General features: G+C 67.6%; 14 protein-coding genes. 4 read left to right on the forward strand and 10 right to left on the reverse strand.

The annotated features are described in order from the left end of the window. Nucleotides 1-20: 20 nt before the first annotated feature. From ACLIMP_RS16875 to ACLIMP_RS16890, 4 genes are read right to left on the reverse strand one after another with little or no spacing between them, the layout of a single operon-like run. The gene (locus tag ACLIMP_RS16875) at nt 21-1874 is read right to left on the reverse strand and encodes an ABC transporter ATP-binding protein (protein ID WP_324699911.1); all 1854 of its coding nucleotides are present in this window, start codon (nt 1872-1874) and stop codon (nt 21-23) included. Then, nucleotides 1871-2722 carry an ABC transporter permease gene (locus ACLIMP_RS16880; RefSeq protein WP_324699910.1) on the reverse strand — a complete coding sequence of 284 codons (852 nt, stop codon included), beginning with the start codon at nt 2720-2722 and terminating at the stop codon, nt 1871-1873. The genes ACLIMP_RS16875 and ACLIMP_RS16880 overlap by 4 nt, the downstream gene beginning before the upstream one ends. After that, a complete protein-coding gene (locus ACLIMP_RS16885; protein WP_324699909.1) occupies nt 2722-3714 on the reverse strand; it encodes an ABC transporter permease in 993 nt (330 codons plus the stop codon). The genes ACLIMP_RS16880 and ACLIMP_RS16885 overlap by 1 nt, the downstream gene beginning before the upstream one ends. After that, a complete protein-coding gene (locus tag ACLIMP_RS16890) occupies nt 3714-5276 on the reverse strand; it encodes an ABC transporter substrate-binding protein (protein WP_324699908.1) in 1563 nt (520 codons plus the stop codon). The genes ACLIMP_RS16885 and ACLIMP_RS16890 overlap by 1 nt, the downstream gene beginning before the upstream one ends. Nucleotides 5277-5735: 459 nt before the next feature. Here ACLIMP_RS16890 and ACLIMP_RS16895 point away from each other — a divergent pair, with 459 nt between their 5' ends. Genes ACLIMP_RS16895 through ACLIMP_RS16905 form a run of 3 tightly spaced genes read left to right on the forward strand, consistent with a single transcriptional unit; the run spans nt 5736 to nt 8598 of the window. Beyond that, a complete protein-coding gene (locus ACLIMP_RS16895; protein ID WP_443478601.1) occupies nt 5736-6926 on the forward strand; it encodes an acetyltransferase domain-containing protein in 1191 nt (396 codons plus the stop codon). After that, nucleotides 6908-7237, forward strand: coding sequence for a (2Fe-2S)-binding protein (locus ACLIMP_RS16900; RefSeq protein ID WP_324699906.1), 330 nt, complete (start codon nt 6908-6910; stop codon nt 7235-7237). Before ACLIMP_RS16895 ends, ACLIMP_RS16900 begins: the two co-directional genes overlap by 19 nt. Beyond that, nucleotides 7219-8598, forward strand: a complete 1380-nt coding sequence (locus ACLIMP_RS16905) for an FAD/NAD(P)-dependent oxidoreductase (RefSeq protein WP_324699905.1) — start codon at nt 7219-7221, stop codon at nt 8596-8598. The genes ACLIMP_RS16900 and ACLIMP_RS16905 overlap by 19 nt, the downstream gene beginning before the upstream one ends. A gap of 97 nt (nt 8599-8695) precedes the next feature. On the opposite strand, the gene ACLIMP_RS16910 is transcribed toward ACLIMP_RS16905, so the two are convergent. From ACLIMP_RS16910 to ACLIMP_RS16930, 5 genes are all read right to left on the reverse strand, one after another. After that, the gene (locus tag ACLIMP_RS16910) at nt 8696-9421 is read right to left on the reverse strand and encodes a cupin domain-containing protein (RefSeq protein WP_443478602.1); all 726 of its coding nucleotides are present in this window, start codon (nt 9419-9421) and stop codon (nt 8696-8698) included. An 11-nt stretch (nt 9422-9432) separates the two neighbouring features. Next, nucleotides 9433-10101, reverse strand: coding sequence for a haloacid dehalogenase type II (locus ACLIMP_RS16915; protein ID WP_443478603.1), 669 nt, complete (start codon nt 10099-10101; stop codon nt 9433-9435). Nucleotides 10102-10241: 140 nt separating this feature from the next. Further along, nucleotides 10242-11390 (reverse strand): NAD(P)/FAD-dependent oxidoreductase, encoded by a 1149-nt coding sequence (locus ACLIMP_RS16920; RefSeq protein WP_324699900.1) that lies wholly within the window; start codon nt 11388-11390, stop codon nt 10242-10244. Nucleotides 11391-11435: 45 nt separating this feature from the next. Beyond that, on the reverse strand, nt 11436-12713 hold the full coding sequence (locus ACLIMP_RS16925; protein WP_443478604.1) for an NAD(P)/FAD-dependent oxidoreductase: 1278 nt from the start codon (nt 12711-12713) through the stop codon (nt 11436-11438). A 46-nt stretch (nt 12714-12759) separates the two neighbouring features. Beyond that, nucleotides 12760-14244 carry an aldehyde dehydrogenase family protein gene (locus ACLIMP_RS16930; RefSeq protein WP_324699898.1) on the reverse strand — a complete coding sequence of 495 codons (1485 nt, stop codon included), beginning with the start codon at nt 14242-14244 and terminating at the stop codon, nt 12760-12762. A 195-nt stretch (nt 14245-14439) separates the two neighbouring features. On the opposite strand from ACLIMP_RS16930, the gene ACLIMP_RS16935 reads away from it, so the two are divergent. Then, nucleotides 14440-15663 carry a M20 aminoacylase family protein gene (locus ACLIMP_RS16935; protein WP_443478605.1) on the forward strand — a complete coding sequence of 408 codons (1224 nt, stop codon included), beginning with the start codon at nt 14440-14442 and terminating at the stop codon, nt 15661-15663. Here ACLIMP_RS16935 and ACLIMP_RS16940 read toward each other — a convergent pair. Then, nucleotides 15657-16586 carry a 2-hydroxyacid dehydrogenase gene (locus ACLIMP_RS16940; RefSeq protein WP_443478606.1) on the reverse strand — a complete coding sequence of 310 codons (930 nt, stop codon included), beginning with the start codon at nt 16584-16586 and terminating at the stop codon, nt 15657-15659. The two genes, ACLIMP_RS16935 and ACLIMP_RS16940, sit on opposite strands and share 7 nt — an antisense overlap. Between the last annotated feature and the right edge of the window lie 227 nt (nt 16587-16813).

The raw sequence follows: 16813 nt of genomic DNA on the forward strand, positions 1-16813 counted from the left end.
GTTGCGCGCTCAACGGCAGATTATTCCGCCGCCAGCACTTCGGCGGGGTGGTGGCACAGCCATGCCTGTTCGCCCTGCCTGCGCAGCGGAGGCGGCTCGCAGTTGCAGCGGCCCCGGATGGTCACGCCGCAGCGCGGTTCGAACCGGCAGATCGCGAGATCGGACGGGAAACCCGCTCCTCTTGCTCGCATGGCGCCGGCGTCCAGCCAGCCCGGCTCCATGCGCGGGACAGAGCTGAGCAGGAGGTCGGTATAGGGGTGGTGCGGCCCGCGCGCGAAAGCGCTTCCGGAGGCCGTTTCCACGGCGCGGCCGCCATAGAGCACCAGGATGCGGTCGCAGAACGCACGCACGGTAGAGATGTCGTGGCTGATGAACATGACCGCGATGCCGAGTTCCCGGCGCAGCCCGTCGATCAGTTCGAGGATCGCCTGACCGACGATGGTATCGAGCGCCGATGTCACTTCGTCGCAGATCAGCAGGTCGGGCTCCGCCGCCAGTGCCCGCGCGAGGTTGACGCGCTGCTTCTGCCCGCCCGACAGCGCCCTGACATTGCGGGTGGCGGTCTCGGCCGGGAGCTGGATCAGGTCGAGAAGTTCGGCGACCCGCCTGTCCGCGGCCCGGCCGTGAATGCCGTGGTGAAGCGCCAGCGGCCTGGCAAGGATCGCGCCGACCGTCTTGGCGGGATTGAGCGCGGTCTCGGCGTGCTGGAACACAAGCTGCACCCGGCGGAAGTGTTCGCGGCTGCGTTCGCCAAGACCCGCGGGCAATGGCGTGTCGTCGATCCGCACGGTGCCGCTTGCCCGGGGTACGAGACCGGCGACCACTTTCGCCAGTGTCGATTTTCCCGAGCCGGATTCGCCGATCACGCCCACGGTTTCGCCGCGTCGGCATTCGAGCGAGATGTCCTCCAGGATCGGCACTTCCGGCCGCCCGTTCCGAACCCGGCCATATCCGGCGGCGAGGCCCTCGACCCGCAGCAGCGGCCTGCCTTGCGCGGGGGAGGGCCGGGAAGGTTGGCCGCCTGCCGATGCGTTTGCGGGCGGACAGTGGCCGTGGTCGGCGGCGGCGAGCAAGGCGCGGGTATAGGGATCGCCCGGGGTCCCGAACACGGCGGCAAGACTGCCGGCCTCCTTCGTGCGGCCATGTTGCAGGACGAGCACGTCGTCGGCCATCTGGGCAACGACGGGCAGGTCGTGGCAGACATAGATCGCGGTCGCGCCGCTCTGGGCGATGGCGGCCTTGAAGGCCTTGAGCACCTCGACTTGCGTGGTGACATCGAGCGCGGTGGTCGGTTCGTCGAAGATCAGGAGTTCGGGGCCGGTGATGAGCGCCATCGCCGCCATCAGGCGCTGCAGCTGTCCGCCCGAAAGCTGGTGCGGATAGCGCTGCCCGATGGTTTCGGGATCGGGCAGCGAAAGGCTGGCGAAAATCCGCTGCGCCCGCAGGATCGCTTCTGCGCGAGGAGCAAGGCGGTGGACCAGCAGCGGCTCGATCACCTGGGCCATGATCGTGCGCGAGGGATTGAACGCGGCGGCGGCGCTTTGCGCGACATAGGCCACGCGGCGCCCCCGCACGGCGCGCAGGGCCCTGTCGTCCATCAGGTCGATCCGGTCGCCCGCAAGGCTGACGATTCCTCCCGCGATCCGCGCGCCCGGCCGCGCGAAGCCCGCCAGTGCCAGCGCGATGGTGGACTTGCCCGAACCGGATTCCCCAATCAGCGCAAGTGTGCGGCCGGGCGCCACCGAGAAGCTCACATCATTGACGATGGCGTGCTCGTTGCCCGGCGGCCCGGCGACGATCCGCAGTCCCTCGACCACGACATGGCCGCGTGCGCCCTGGGTCCGGGCAGGGGGCGCGGGGTGGGCCGGGATCATGCCGGTTTCCCCTTGCCGCCGCGACTGGACTTGAGCGCGTCGATCAGCAGATTTGCGCCTACCGTCAGGGTAGCGATGGCGATGGCGGGCGCGATGATCGCGGGCGCGCCTTCGGTGATGCCCGAGATGTTCTCGCGCACGAGCGAGCCGAGATCGGCATGGGGCGGCTGCACGCCGAGCCCGAGGAAGCTCAGACCCGACAGCAGCAGGACAATGAAGACGAACCGCAGGCCGAGGTCCGCAAGCAGGGGGTGGATCATGTTCGGCAGGATCTCCCGCAGGGCGATGTGAACCGGCGATTCTCCCTGCGCGCGGGCGAAAGTGACATAGTCCATCGCCGCGAGGTCGAGTGCGATGGCACGGGCGATGCGGAAGTTGCCGGGGACGTAGGTGATCGCGGCGATGAGCAGCAGGAGCCCCAGCGAGGAACCGAACGCAGCCACCATGACAAGGGCAAAGACCTTGGACGGGATCGAGATCAGCGTGTCCATCGTGCGAGAGATCGCTTCGTCCACCCAGCCGCGCCGGACGGCAGCGAACAGGGCCAGCGCAGTGCCGGTCGCGCTGGCGACAAGCGCCGCGCCAAGCCCGAGGAACACGGTATAGCGCGCGCCCCACAGCAGGCGGCTGAGCACGTCCCTGCCGAGGTAATCGCTGCCCAGCCAGAACCTTGCGGACATCGGCCCGAACACATCGTAATCGACAAAGCCGCCCACCGAATAGGGCGCGATCAGTGGTCCGGCCAGGGCGACGACAAGCCAGAAGCACACCAGGAACAGGCCGATCCTGCCCGACAGGGGCAGCGCACGGGCAAGGGACGGCAAGCGGGAGGGGAACGGGGTCTTCATCAGGCGCGCTGCCTCGGATTGCTGAGAATGGCGACGAGATCGGCAACGAGGACCAGCAGCAGATAGGCGCCGCAGAAGATCATCGCGCAGCTTTGCAGCAGCGGCATGTCGCGGCTGGTCACGGCATTGACCATCAGGCTGGCGAGACCGGGGAAATTGAAGATGGTCTCGACGATGATCGCGCCGCCCAGCAGGTAGGACAGCGAAAGGGCCGCGGCGTTGGCGATCGGCCCGATGGCGTTGGGCATGACGTGCCACAGCACGATGCGGCGGAACGGCACGCCCTTGAGCTGCGCCATCTCGACATAGCCCGCATCGAGCTGGTCGATCATTGCGGCGCGCGTCATCCGGGCCATTTGCGCGACGACGACGAAAGTGAGCGTCATCACCGGGAGCGCGCAGGAGCGGATGGTGTCCATCGTGTCGGCGTCGTCGGAAACCAGCGCGATCGAGGGAAGCCACAGCAGTTTGACGGAGAACACCAGCACGCCCAGCGTCGCCACGAGAAACTCCGGCACCGCCACCATCGACAGGGTGGCGATGCTCAGCGCCCTGTCCAGCCTCCCGCCGCGATCGACGGCGGCGGCGATTCCGATGGCAAGGGCAAGGGGCACGGCAATGATCGCGGTGAAGCCCGCCAGCATGAGCGAGTTCGGCAGGCGCTCGGCTATGATGTCGCGCACGGGCATGTTCGCGACGAGCGATTGGCCGGGATCGGCCTTCAGCATTCCGCCAAGCCATTCCGCATAGCGGGTGGGCGCGGGCCGATCGAGGCCCATCTCGTGGCGGAGCGCAGCGACCTGCTCGGGCGTGGCGCTCTGGCCGAGGGTTTCCTGCGCGGCGTCGCCCGGCAGCAGCCCGCTGATGGTGAACACCACGATCGACACGAGCAGAAGCGTGAGCAGCGCGGAAGCCGTCCGGCGCGCAACAAGGCGCAGCAGGATGCTGGGCGCGTCCGCCGTTGCGAAGCCGGAGGCGGATTGGGCCGTCATCAGCTTTCCAGCCAGATGTGCTGGGAGAACTGGTAGCCCATGAAGCCGCCGATGGGGATCGGCTTCAGGCCGCGGATGCGCTTGTCGTAACCGTCGATCAGGCTGATAAATACCGGGATCGCGGTGCCGCCCCGGTCGTGCACGATCTGCTGCATCTCGCCGTAGAGTTCCTTGCGCAAGGCCTGGTCGGGCTGGGACCGGGCTTCCTTCAGGAGGCGGTCGAAGCGCTCGTTCCGCCATCCGCTCTCGTTCCAGTCCGCGCTGGACTTGTAGAACAGGCTGAACAGCAGGTCGGGCGTGGGCCGCGGGTTCACGTTCCCGAAGGTGAGCGGGTGGCGCATCCAGTGCGTGGACCAGTAGCCGTCGGCCGGTACGCGGTTCACCGCCAGTTCCAGTCCGGCTCGTGCGCCGTATTCCTGGAGGATCGAGGCCATGTCCACCGAACCCTCTGCGGCGGGCGAGCAGTAGATCGGGATGCGCACGCCAGTCAGTCCGGCCCGGGCGATGTGCCAGCGGGCGCGGTCGAGATCGAGCACGGTCTGCGGCACGTTCGGGTTGTAGTACGGGTGGAAGGGGGGGATCGGCTGGTCGTTGGCGATCGTGGCATGGCCGCGAAACAGCGCCCGCTTGACGAGCGGCCGGTCCACGAGATGCTTCACGGCCTGAACGAAGTGCGGGTTGCCCGTTGGCATCCCGTCGGCGCGCATGATGAGGTCGGTGTAGAGCCCGGAGGGTGTCGCCATGACCGCATGGCTGCCGCTCTGCTCGATACGGCGAATGGAGCGCGGATTCACCGCGTTGATCATCTGGCAGTCCCCGGCAAGCAGCGCGTTCACGCGGCTGACCTCGTCGGGAATGGCGATCAGTTCGATGCGGTCGAGATAGGGGCGCCCCGGCACCCGGAAGTTGCGGTTCCGTTCGACCACGGTTCGCACGCCGGGCTGGAAATGGGTGATCCGGAACGGGCCGGTGCCGTTCCCGCGCGGGTGCTTCTCGCCCTTGCGGACGATGGCGAACTGCGGCTGCGACAGGATTGCGGGCAAATCGGCATTGGCATCCGTCAGTTCCAGCGTGACTTCGTGGCGGTCGCTCGCCCGTACCGAGGCGAACTGCGCGGCGATGCTGGCGAGTTTCGATCCCACGGCGGCTTCCTTGTGGCGCAGCAGCGACCAGACGACATCGGCGGCCGTGAAGTCGCCGCCGTCGTGGAAGGTCACGCCCCGGCGCAGCCGGATCGTCCAGATGCGGCGGTCGGCGCTTTCGAGGCTCTCCGCCAGCATGGGGACGGGATTGAGCGCGGCATCGGGGCAGGTCAGGCCTTCATAGACCATGCCGAGCCGGACATAGTCGGTGGCGAGCGCGGCCTTCGCCGGATCGAGCGTGTCCGAGGTGGAGCTGGACTGGGTGGCGATGCGGATGCTGCCGCCGCGCCGGGGCACGGCCAGCACGTCCTGCGTCCGGCCCAGGGCCAGCAGCCCGGCACCGGCCAGACCGCCAGCGATCGCGGCGCGCCTCGACAGGGGGCTGGCGCTCAACGCCATGCTCCCGGCGCGCCGCTGCATGGTCCCGCTTCCTGGCGGACCGGCATTTCGACGCGACTGGAGCAGAAATGGGCCATGGGCGTGTTCGTCTCTCTCTCGTGCTGCGGAGGGAAGAGGGCAGAGAGCCGACTTCACCTCCTAGAGCATCACGCATCGATCGACAGGTGCCTTCGTTTGTGCGCCGCCAATTGGACGGATCGGGAACTTTCCGTCCCATCTCACGGCACAGTCTGCCGCCGCTTGTCCGCCCGGCTGCCGCCTGTCTCTATCGGCTAGATGCGCGGGTGCCTGCCCGTGCGCGCCGTTGCGCCGGAAATGCGCGCGATCGGACGCCGCGCCGCGAAGACAGGGGATTGGAAGGCGCGGCACTTTGTTCCATGGGTTGCCGGAAATTTATCACAAAATCCTCCGCGCGAGGGAAAAACGGAGTCTGCATGGGTCTCTACTCCTGTCCAATGCTCCAAAAGGAGCTTCAGGATCATGGCTACCATTGCTCGCAGTGAGCCCTTGCGCTCGCCGGCACCCATAGCGAAGCCCGCCAGCAGGCGGCTGACCAGCATCGATGCCCTGCGCGGGCTGGTCATGGTCATCATGCTGCTCGACCATGTGCGCGAGACATGGTTCCTGCACATGCAGGTGTCCGATCCCATGGATGCGCGAGCGGTGATGCCGGCGCTGTTCCTCACCCGCTACCTGAGCACCATCTGCGCGCCGGTCTTCGTGGGGCTGACCGGGCTTTCCGCCTTTCTCTACGGACGCACGCACAGCGCGGCGCAAGTCTCGCGGTTCCTGGTCGAGCGGGGGCTGTTCCTCATGTTGCTGGAGCTGACGTTCATCAATTTCGCGTGGACCGGGGTCTATCCCCCGCAGACGATCTGGTTCCAGGTGATCTGGGCGATCGGGGTGGCCATGATCGCGCTGGCGGCGATGCTGCACCTGCCGCGCAAGGCGATCTTCGCCATCGGGTTCGTCATCGTCTGCGGGCACAATCTGCTGGACGGGCTCCATGCCGCGCCGGGCAGCGCGCTTTTCGCCCCCTGGGCCATGCTTCATGAGCGTCAGGCCTGGGAATTCGCCGGGATCACTTTCAAGACCACATATCCGGTGCTGCCGTGGATCGGCCTGATCGCGCTGGGCTATTGCATGGGGCCGTGGTTCGCGAACGAGGTTCCCGCAGGGTTGCGGCGCCGGCGGCTTGTGCTGACGGGCTCCGCGATGCTGGCGGCCTTCTTCGTGATGCGGGGCCTGAACATATATGGCGACGCCCCCCGGTTCGTGGTTGAGGGCGATGCCCTGCGAACCGCGATGAGCTTCATGGCGCTGACCAAGTATCCGCCCTCGCTGTTCTACCTCCTGTTCAATTGCGGGCTGGGACTGGTGCTGCTGGCCGGGTTCGAGAAGATCGACGGCGGCCGCCTGTCGCAGTGGCTCTCGGTCATGGGCGGGGCGCCGATGTTCTTCTATCTGCTGCACCTCTACGTGCTGAAAGCGCTCTATGTGATCGCTTTCGCCATCTGGGGGGCGACCCAGGGCAAGTACTTCGGCGTCGACAGTCTTGCGTGGGTATGGGTCTGGTATGTCGGGCTGATCGTGCCGCTCTACTTCCCCACGCGCTGGTTTTCGAACCTCAAGAAGCGCCGCCGGGACATCTGGTGGCTGAAGTACCTGTGAGCGCGGGCAGGCTGGTGCGGCTGGCCGAAACAGGCCGCCGTAAGGTGTCGCTTTTCGTCGACGGCGATCAGATCGAGGCGCTGGAGGGGGACACCCTCATGGTGGCGGTGCTGGCGTCCTGCCCGGTGCTGCGAACCTCGGAGTTCTCGGCAAGTCGCCGTGCGGGTTTCTGCCTGATGGGCGCCTGTCAGGACTGCTGGATGTGGACCGAGGACGGCGGACGGATCAGGCCGTGCTCCACCCCGGTGGAGGAAGGTATCAGGGTGCGCACGTCGCCAGTCGGGGAAGAACAATGGCCCAACCTCGCGTAATCGTCATCGGGGCCGGCCCCGCCGGTGTCCGCGCCGCACAGACCTTGCTGGCCGCCGGGGTGCGGCCCACCGTGATCGACGAAGGCAGCATGGCCGGCGGTCAGATCTACCGCCGCCAGCCTCCCGGCTTCACCCGCAGCTACGAGACGCTCTACGGGCCGGAGGCGGACAAGGCGCGCGCGGTCCACCGCGATTTCGATGCGCTGGCAGGCCGGGTGGATTATAGGCCCGAAACGCTGGCATGGGCGCTGCGCGAGAATACGCTTCACGTGATGCACGGCGGCGTGGCCGAGGCGCTGGAGTTCGATGCGCTGATCCTTGCGACCGGGGCCACCGACCGCCTCATCCCGATGCGCGGCTGGACCCTGCCGGGCTGTTTCAGCCTCGGCGGCGCCCAGATCGCGCTCAAGGCGCAGGGCTGCGCGATCGGTGCGCGGCCGGTGTTCATGGGAACCGGTCCGCTGCTTTACCTCGTGGCGTATCAGTACATGAAAGCCGGTGCGAAACCCGTGGCCGTGCTCGATACCTCTCCCGCTGCCGCCCAGCGCGCTGCCTTCCCCAGGCTGCTTGCCAGACCGGCCCTCGCGCTGCGCGGCGCGGCGATGCGCCTGCGCCTGCAACTGGCCGGGGTCCGCATCGAGAACGGGGTGGAGCCCGTGGCGATCGAGGGCGACGAGGGCGTGGCGGGCGTGCGCTACCGCAAGGTGCGGGGAGGCGAAGAGGCGCTGTCATGCGACGCGGTGGGCCTGGGCTACCATTTGCGCAGCGAAACCCAGCTTGCCGACCTTGCCGAGTGCGAATTCGTCTTCGACGAGACCATCGCCCAGTGGAAGCCCTGGACCGATGCCGATGGTCGCAGTTCGCGACCGGACGTCGTGATCGCGGGGGACGGCGCGCGTGTTCTCGGCGCGGATGCCGCGGAGGCGGCCGGGCGGCTGGCGGCGCTTGCCGTCCTGGCCGATTGCGGATTGCAGGATACGGCGGCGGAACGGGCGCGCCTTCGCAAGGTGCTGGGCCGCATGGAACGGTTCCGGCAGGGACTGGCGCAGGCGTTCCCTTGGCCGGCGCATCTGGCGCGCGCGGTGGAGGACGATGTCGTGGTCTGTCGCTGCGAGGAGATCACGGCGGGCACCCTGCGCGCGGTTTCGCAGGAGAAAGGCGCGCCGGAGCTCAATCGGGCCAAGGCGCTGTCGCGCGTCGGCATGGGGCGCTGCCAGGGGCGCTACTGCGGCCACGCCGCCGCCGAGATCCTTGCCGGTTCGCGGGGCTGCCCGCTCAAGGATGTCGGAAGGCTGCGCGGGCAGGCGCCGGTCAAGCCGCTGTCGCTGGCCACGGTGGGCGCGCAGGCGCAGCCAGACTGATCCGCCGCGAACGGAATCCCGCAAGGGTCGCAAGCGAAAGGGCCGGATCGTTCGAACGATCCGGCCCTTTTATCGTGGTCCCTTGGCGGTGCGGCGATCAGGGACGCAGGATCGCGAAGAGCTTGCGCGTCGGGCCGATCCCCCGCCACGATGCGACCTGCCCTTGCGGAACCACGATGAAATCCCCCGGCCCCACGAGCGTCTCGTTGCCCTCGGCATCGCCAAAGGCGACTTCGCCTTCCAGGAGATACATCGCTTCCCAATGCCCGTAGGTCATCGGCAGGCGATGGTAGGGCGACGAACTCCAGGTGCCGCAATAGAACCCGCCATCGGCGCTGCGAAAGTCCACATGCTGGGCGCAGAGCGGCAATTGCTCTCCTGCCAGCAATCGCGGATCGGGCGTGGCGGAGGGTTCGTGCGGGGCATCCGGCGCGATCCGGACAAGGCGCGCGCCCTGGGGCCCCGGCCGGTCGGCCGAGATCGTGACCGCGCGGACGGGCTCATCCGCGCGCCAGTGAAAATCGCTGCCCATCGGCAGGATCGCGGCCTCGCCCGGCCCCAGCCGGATGGTGGCAGTGTCGGCGGTGAGGGACAGGGCGCCCTCCAGCACCAGCACGATCTCGCTGCCGGTGGCGGAGGCGATGCCGTGGCCCGGTTCGAGCAGGAGCGCCGCGATGCCGAGGCCGCCTCCGGGGACCGGCGCGGGCACGCGGGCCGTGGCCCAGTTCCCGCCGTCGCCGCTGCCGGGTGCAGGGGCGGCTGCGGCTGCGGCGGCGAAAGCGCGCAGGTTAACGAACGGCGCCGGGGGCGCCGTTTCCGTCACGGGTGCCGCATTCACAGGCCGAGCAGGCCTGGCAGCCTGGAGATGTCGGGAATCTCGTTGACCTCGTAATAGGCATTGAGCGGTTCGTGGCCGCGATTGACGAACGCCTTCATCTTCACGCCCATGTCATAGGCGGTCAGCAGGTCGTAGCGGAAGCTGGATGAGCAGTGCAGCACGTCCTCGGGATTGCAGCCGAGACTGTCGAACATGAACTCGAAAGCCTGCATGCGCGGCTTGTAGGCCTGCGCTTCCTCGGCGGTGTAGACCGCGTGGAACGGCGCCTGAAGCGCTTTCACCGCGTGGGGGATGAGATCGACCATCGAGTTCGAGAGGATCACCAGCGGAAATTCCTCGGCGACGCGCTTGAGCGGCTCCACCACATCCGGGTGCGGGCCCCAGTTCGGGATATCGCCGTAGATGTATTCAAGGTCGCTGTCGCGGTACTCGATGCCGAGCTTGCCGCAGGAGCGCCTCAGCGCGCTTTCGATCACGTCGCGATAGGGTTTCCACGCGCCCAGCACTTCGTCGAGGCGGTAGGCGGAGAATTCCCGCACGAAGGCCTCCATGCGGTCGGCCTCGGGGAGGCGGTCGGCGTAGGCGCGGCGCGCGGCCGGCGCCATCTCGAAGTAGATCAGCGTGCCGTAGCAGTCGAAGGTGATGTATTTCGGGCGCAGAGCCATCTTCGCATTCCTTGTTGCGGGTCGGACAGGTCCATGATGTGTGCGGCAGGCGGGGCGGGCGATGGCACCGGCTTTGGCGCGGATCGCCGGCCCTGAAACCGTATCTTCTCTTTCGCGCGGTATATCCTGCCGCCTCGAGATCAGGCCGGACGATAGCCTGCGAAGCGGGTGATCGAATAGGGCGCCAGCGGGGTGTCGGTGGCGCCGGTGGCGATGAGCTGCGCCATCACGTCACCCACGCCCGGCCCCACTTGGAACCCTGCGCCGCAGAAACCGAAGGCATAGAATAGTCCCGCGGTCGTACCGCTTGGGCCCATCACCGGCACGTCATCGGCAAAGTAGCTTTCGACGCCGCTCCAGACGCGGATGATGTTGACCCGCGCGAATGCGGGCATCATCCGCCTGATCTGTTCCATCTGGCCGATGACGTTGCCGGGGATCACTTTCGCGCGCTTGCTGTAGATGGAGGCCGGGCCGCGCGTGGAACCGCCGATGACGATATTGCCCCGTTCGACCTGGCGGAAATAGACCGTCTCGTAAGTCGTGCCGACCGCCATCGAGATGCTGGGTTCGATCCGGTAGGGCAGCGGTTCCGTCACCGCCATGCCGGGCCCGGCCACCTCGATCGGCACGGGCTCTGCGAACATGGTCGAGAGGCGTCCGCCCCAGGCCCCGGCGGTGACCAGCAGGACCGGCGCGCGAAACTCCCCCTTGCCTTCGATCTCGACGATGAAGTCCCCGCCGTTTCGCGTCACCCCCGTCACCTCGGCGTTTTCCATCAGGTCCACGCCCTCACGCACGGCGGCGCGCCCGAATGCCGGGGCGGTGAGGCGGGGATTGGCATGGCCGCCTTCGCGGTCCCATACCCCGGCGGTGATCTCCGGCCCGAGATAAGGGAAACGGTCTCGCAGCATGTTGGTGGACAGCACCTCGAGATCGAGCCCGCAATCGCGTGCGTCGCGCGCGTAAGTCTCGATCTTGTCCACGAATTCCGGCGTATAGGCGGCGCGCAGATGGCCGCGCTTCACATATTCGCAGTCCTCGCCGATCAGTTCGGGCAGGCGCTGCCAGATCGCGTGAGCGCGCAGGGAGAGCGGGAGCTGATGCAGCCAGCGGCCCTGGCGGCGGACATTGCCGAAATTGGTGCCGCTGGCCGCCTGGCCGACGAGATCGCGCTCGATCAGCCGGACCGAAAGCCCCCGGCGTGCCAGGAAGAACGCGCTCGACGCACCCATGATGCCGCCGCCGACCACGATGACGTCGCTGTGCCGGGCTTCGGGTTTCTTCATCGCGGTGTCTCCGGGCATCCGGTTGTGCGGGGTAGGGCAGGCATCCTAGGAACGCCAGTCGAGGAAGCGGTACCAGGCCCCCACAAAAGGCAGGAACCACGGCGGCCCGATGTGCCCGGGGATGGGCTTGAAGGCCTTGCCGTCCAGCGGGTTGGCATCGGCTTCGCCGGCGATGAGGCGGGCCATGCGGTCGCCGATGAAGCCGGAGAACTGCGCGCCGTGTCCGCTGAGACCGACCGCGTAATGCAGCCCATCGTGGACGCCCGCGCGCGGCAGGCGATCGGGAGTCATGTCCAGCACGCCGCCCCAGGTATAGTCGATCCCGATTTCGGCCAGCGCAGGAAAGATCTTGGCCAGCGCGCGGCGCAGGATCGCGCCGCTTTTCGCGTCGCTGGCGGGGTCCGACAAGGCGAAGCGGGCGCGGCCGCCGAAGATCAGGCGGTTGTCGGCGGTGAGCCGGAAGTAGTTGCCGATGTTCTTGCTCGTTACGCAGTTCCGCCGTCCGGTCATGGTTGCGGCGACCTGCGTTTCGGAGAGCGGCTCTGTGGCGACGATGAAGCTTCCCATCGGGATCGTGCGGCGCCGGATCCAGCGGAACGGGCCTTGCAGCGAGGGGCCGGTGGCAAGGAACACGGCATCGGCGGTGACATTGCCTTTCGGGGTCGTCACCCGGTGGCGGCCGCCGGCAAGGCGTTCGATCCCGGTTGCCGGGGCATTGTCGAAGATCGCGGCGCCGTGGCGCGCGGCTGCTTCCGCGAGACCGACGCCGAAGCGGCCCATGTGCATCTGCGCGCCGCGCGGCATGACGATCCCGGCGTGAAACGCATCGGAGCGCACCTCGCCTTGAAGCGCCGCCCGGTCGAGGAAGACCAGGTCAGGCTCGACATGGCGGGCGAGAAATTCGCCCGCCCGCTTGAGACCATCGACATGGCTGGGCTTGGCCGCCAGCTTGATCTTGCCGTTGCGCACGAAATCGCAGTCGATCGCTTCGCCGCGCACGGTCTCTTCGACGAAATCCACCGCGCTGTCGTAAAGGCCGTAGAGCCGCTTTGCCTCTTCCAGCCCGAGGCTGGCGGCCAGCCCGGCAAGGTCGCTCGCCGTGCCGTTGTTGCAATGCCCGCCATTGCGGCCCGAAGCCGCCGCCGCGACTTCGCCGGCTTCGACCAGCACGGTGTCGATCCCGCGCATGGCCAGGGTGCGCGCCGCCGAAAGCCCCGTAAAGCCGCCGCCCACCACGACGACCGAGGCCCGCGCCGGAACCCGACCTTCCCGCGCAGAGGAGAAAGGTGTCCGGGTGTCAGTCCAGTATGGCTTGATCTGCATGTCTCGCATTTGCTCCGGAACGTGGCCCTGATGTTTGCGGGGCCGGTCAGGCGGCGAAGTCGATGAGGGCGGTCTTGATCTGCTGTGCCGCCTCGAAGGCTTGCTTGCCAAGGTCCCTGCCATATCCCGAGGATTTGAATCCCCCGGTCGGCAGCACGAAGTCGCCGCTGCGGCCGTAGCGGTTGATCCAGACGGTGCCGGCCTCGATGGCGCGCATGGCACGCATGGCGCGGCCGATGTCTCGGGTGTGGACGCCTGCGGCAAGGCCGTATTCCGGATGGTCGGCCAGCGCCATGGCTTCGGCTTCCCCGGCAAAGGTCTGCACGGTCAGCACCGGGCCGAAGATTTCCGACCTGACCGCCTCGCTCGACATGTCGACATGCGTGAGGATGGTGGGAGCGTAGAACGCACCCTTGCCGCAGGCCTCGATCCGCTGCCCGCCCACGAGAACCTCGGCGCCCGCCGCGCGCGACCGTTCGACGATGCCTTCGATCCGTGTGCACTGAAGGTCGCTGATGATCGGGGGAAACGTGGTCGCCCCGTCCCAGGTGGCGCCGGGGCGCTCTTGCGCGAAATAGCCCGCGATCCGCTCCACCAGCTCTCCGGCGATGCTTTCGTGGGCGATGAGCCGCGATCCGGCGACGCAGACCTGCCCGGCGTTGCCGGTAATCGATTTGGCGATGGACAGCGCCGCGCGTTCGATGTCGGCATCGTCATGGACGATCTGCGGGCTCTTTCCGCCCAGTTCGAGGGTGGCGGGCTTGATCCCGGTTTCGGCGCAGGCCGCCATGACCCGCGCGCCGGTGGCGGTCGATCCGGTGAAGCTGACCTTGCGGACCCGCGCGTGGCGGACGAGATCGTCGCCCACGGCATTCCCGGTTCCCTGCACGACATTGAACAGCCCGGCCGGAAGCCCCGCCTCGATCGCCAGCTCTGCGAGGCGCAGCGCGCTGTAGGGGGTCATTTCCGACGGCTTGACCACCACCGCATTGCCCGCCGCCAGGGCCGGGCCTACTTTCCATGCAGTGGTCACCATCGGGAAATTCCACGGGATGACGAGTCCGATCACGCCATAGGGCTGGCGCAGCACCATGCCCAGGTTGTCCGACCGGGTGGCCGCCACTTCGCCGCCCTGCTTGTCCGCCAGTTCCGCGAAGAAGCGCAGGCATTCGGCGGCATTGGTCACGTCCCATGCGGTGCTGTCGGCGATGGGGCGGGTGGAGCAGAACGATTCCAGCCGGGCGATCTGCCGGGCATCGCGCTCGATCAGGTCGGCCCAGCGGCGCATCACCCGGATGCGGTCCCGCGGGGGGCAGGTTGCCCATCCGCTTTCCGCGAAGGCCCGGTGCGCATCCTCGCAGGCTTCGTCCACCTGTTCCCAGGAGGCCGAATCGAGATCGCAGTGGATAGTGCCGTCGGAGGGGCGGTTGAGTGGCACCGCCTGTCCCAGCCCCCGCACCCGGCGGCCGCCGATGAAGTTCGATTGTCCCGTGATTTCAACAAGGGATGGGTCGAAACCGGTATCGCTCATGACGCACTCATCTCCGCTGCAAGGCGGCAGGATCGCCTGCCTGGTCCTTCACGGCCGAAGCTAAGGGCCCTCGGTGGCAGGATGTTCCGAATTTGCAGGCGGCCCGGCCGAAGCTGCCGCCTGCCGGGGCATCGTCGGAAGCTCTGTCTTGGCGCGCGGTTCTAGTATCGAGGGGGAAAACCGGATCTACAGGACATGGAGCAGCAGATGGACGCGCACCAGGAACTCGAAACGATCGCAGCCCTGCTGCCCGATGTCACCGCGATCCGGCGCGATATCCACGCCCATCCCGAACTCGCTTACGAGGAGCACCGGACGGCCGGGATCGTCGAGCAGGTCTTGCGCGGCCTCGGCTTCGAGGTTGCGACGGGGATCGGGGGAACCGGTGTCGTCGGTACGTTGCGGCGCGGCACGTCGCGCCGGTCGGTCGGGCTGAGGGCGGACATGGACGCGCTCGGCTTTCAGGAGGAGACCGGGTTGCCCCATCGCAGCACGGTGGACGGCAAGTTCCACGGATGCGGGCATGACGGGCATACGGCGATGCTGCTGGGCGCGGCGCGCCATATTGCCGCGTCGGTCGAGTTCGACGGCGTGGTCCATTTCATCTTCCAGCCGGCAGAGGAAGGGCTGGGCGGCGCGAAGGCGATGATCGACGACGGCCTGTTCGAGCGCTTCGCCTGCGACGAGGTCTATGCCGTCCACAACTGGCCGGACCTTCCCGCCGGGCATTTCCAGACCCGTAGCGGACCGATCATGGCGGCAGCGGACCGTTTCGAGATCGTCATCACCGGCAAGGGCGGCCATGCGGCATTGCCGCACCAGACGCCCGATGCGATCCTGGCGGCGGCCGATCTGGTCCTTCAGCTCAACACGATCGTCGCGCGGCGCGTGCCGGCGAGCGAGACGGCGGTGCTTTCGGTGACGATGGTGCAGGCGGGCAGCGCGCACAACGTGATCCCGGCGGAAGTGCGGGTGATCGGCACGGTGCGCAGTTTCGAACCGGCGGTGCAGGACCGGATCGAGGTATCGCTGCGCGCCATGGTTGCCGGAACCGCACGTAGTCACGAGGTCGATGTCGCGGTGGTGTATGACCGGTATTACCCGGCCACCGTCAACGCTCCGTCCTGCGCGGATCGCGCGCTGGCGGCGGCAGCCCTGATCCCGGGTGTGAACAGTTCGCCAGCGCCCGTGCCGGCGTTCACTTCGGAAGATTTCTCGTTCATGCTCGAAGCGAAGCCGGGTGCCTATTGCTGGCTCGGGCAGGGGGCCGGTGAAGGTTCCCCGGCGCTGCATAATCCGCATTACGATTTCAACGACGCTGTCAGCGGAACCGGGATCGCCTGGTTCGCCAACATCGTCCGCCTTTCGCTTGGCGCGCCTCTGGAAGAAGGCGGCGCCAAGGAGATGGGGGCTCAGTAGCCGCGTTTCCGGTCGACCTCGCCGGGCAAGGCTTGCCCGGCGAGGTCGCGGCGCAAGTTTTCGATCAAGGTATGTACTGCCGTTTCGATCCGCGTCACGCCGGCCACGTGCGGGGTCACGAGAATGCGGGGATCGGTCCGGAAAGGGTGGTCCTGGGGCAGGGGTTCCACTTGCGACACGTCGAGCATGGCCGAGGCGATCCGTCCCTCGTCCAGCGCGGCCAGCAGGTCATCTTCCACGAGATGTCCGCCGCGCGCGGCGTTGACGAGGCGGGCGCCGTGCGGAAGCCGGTCGAACAGATCGCGCGAGAGGATGCCGCGCGTCTCGTCCGTCAGCGGCAGAAGGCAGACGAGGATGTCGGTCCCGCCCAGGAAGGCATCGAGTTCCCCGGCGCCGGAGAAGCACTCGGCGCCTTCGATCCGGCGCGGGCTGCGGTTCCAGCCGCGCAGGCGGAAGCCCAGCGGCGCCAGCATGGTGAGGGCCGCGCGCCCCAGTTCGCCCAGCCCCATCACGCCCACGCTGCGCTCCTCACACAGGAGCGTAGGCAATTGGGTCCAGCCGCCCCGGCGCTGCGCCTCGATGTAGAACGGCAGGTCGCGGTGCAGGGCGAGGACCGAGGCCGCCACGTACTGGGCCATGGTCGTGGTGATGCCGGGTTCGATCATGCGCACGATGCGGACGTGTTCCGGCACGAGCGACAGGTCGAGCTGGTCGATCCCGGCGCCGATGCTGAACAGCACTTCCAGCCGCGGCAGGGCGGCGATCAGCTGCGGGCTCAGGGTCCAGGCCACCAGATAGCGGATGTCCCGGGCATCGCCGATTTCCGGCCAGCAGCGGAATTCAACCTCGGGCAGGGCATGGCGGAATTCGGCCTGCCAGGCACTGGCGCGCTCGCTCGGGCCGACATGAAGGATGGCGATCATGGCATTTCCCGGGTCATAAACTCTTGGATGGCACCCTGCTCCCTCGTGGATTTTTCCGGAATGGCTCGTGCTCGTATCGGAAAATATTGAAATATATACATATTGCCGCGCCTTCCCTCGTTGCGCCGAGCCATTTTGCCGCGAACCTAGTTTGCTCGCCGCCGGATTGCCAAGCCGGCAAGCGATCTGCCGCGCTGTGGAAGGGGGAAGGAGATCGAGGCCGCTCC

Source organism: Novosphingobium aeonii, assembly GCF_052279045.1.
GTDB lineage: Bacteria > Pseudomonadota > Alphaproteobacteria > Sphingomonadales > Sphingomonadaceae > Novosphingobium.

Bases quoted from the DNA above. Each gene is read 5' to 3' on its own strand.
- ACLIMP_RS16880 (WP_324699910.1), bottom strand. From the start codon at position 2,722: ATGAAGACCCCGTTCCCCTCCCGCTTGCCGTCCCTTGCCCGTGCGCTG.
- ACLIMP_RS16895 (WP_443478601.1), top strand. From the start codon at position 5,736: ATGGCTACCATTGCTCGCAGTGAGCCCTTGCGCTCGCCGGCACCCATA.
- ACLIMP_RS16930 (WP_324699898.1), bottom strand. From the start codon at position 14,244: ATGAGCGATACCGGTTTCGACCCATCCCTTGTTGAAATCACGGGACAA.
- ACLIMP_RS16925 (WP_443478604.1), bottom strand. From the start codon at position 12,713: ATGCAGATCAAGCCATACTGGACTGACACCCGGACACCTTTCTCCTCT.
- ACLIMP_RS16915 (WP_443478603.1), bottom strand. From the start codon at position 10,101: ATGGCTCTGCGCCCGAAATACATCACCTTCGACTGCTACGGCACGCTG.
- ACLIMP_RS16935 (WP_443478605.1), top strand. From the start codon at position 14,440: ATGGAGCAGCAGATGGACGCGCACCAGGAACTCGAAACGATCGCAGCC.
- ACLIMP_RS16905 (WP_324699905.1), top strand. From the start codon at position 7,219: ATGGCCCAACCTCGCGTAATCGTCATCGGGGCCGGCCCCGCCGGTGTC.
- ACLIMP_RS16885 (WP_324699909.1), bottom strand. From the start codon at position 3,714: ATGACGGCCCAATCCGCCTCCGGCTTCGCAACGGCGGACGCGCCCAGC.
- ACLIMP_RS16875 (WP_324699911.1), bottom strand. From the start codon at position 1,874: ATGATCCCGGCCCACCCCGCGCCCCCTGCCCGGACCCAGGGCGCACGC.
- ACLIMP_RS16890 (WP_324699908.1), bottom strand. From the start codon at position 5,276: ATGCAGCGGCGCGCCGGGAGCATGGCGTTGAGCGCCAGCCCCCTGTCG.
- ACLIMP_RS16920 (WP_324699900.1), bottom strand. From the start codon at position 11,390: ATGAAGAAACCCGAAGCCCGGCACAGCGACGTCATCGTGGTCGGCGGC.
- ACLIMP_RS16940 (WP_443478606.1), bottom strand. From the start codon at position 16,586: ATGATCGCCATCCTTCATGTCGGCCCGAGCGAGCGCGCCAGTGCCTGG.